We start from the raw sequence: 218 nt of genomic DNA on the forward strand, positions 1-218 counted from the left end.
AGCAGCAGGATCACCGCCACCGCGCTCGCGACGGGCCAGTCGCGGTTGTTAAAGAACTCCTCGAACAAGACCTTGCCGATCATCAACGTCCCTGACCCCCCCAACAAAGACGGGATAACGAATTCGCCCAGCGCGGGGATAAAGACCAGGAAACACCCCGCAATGATCCCGTTGCGAGACAAAGGTATCGTGACCAGCCAGAATGCCTTTAACCGTGA

At 57.3% G+C, this 218-nt stretch carries 1 protein-coding gene; it reads right to left on the reverse strand.

Features of this window, described 5'->3' with window-relative positions; genetic code table 11:
• A partial coding sequence (locus B3849_RS05640; RefSeq protein ID WP_286779901.1) for an ABC transporter permease subunit occupies positions 1-218 on the reverse strand: 218 nt, incomplete at both ends.

It is taken from the genome of Sulfitobacter sp. UBA4523 (genome assembly GCF_002388305.1).
Classification (GTDB): Bacteria; Pseudomonadota; Alphaproteobacteria; order Rhodobacterales; family Rhodobacteraceae; genus Sulfitobacter; species Sulfitobacter pontiacus.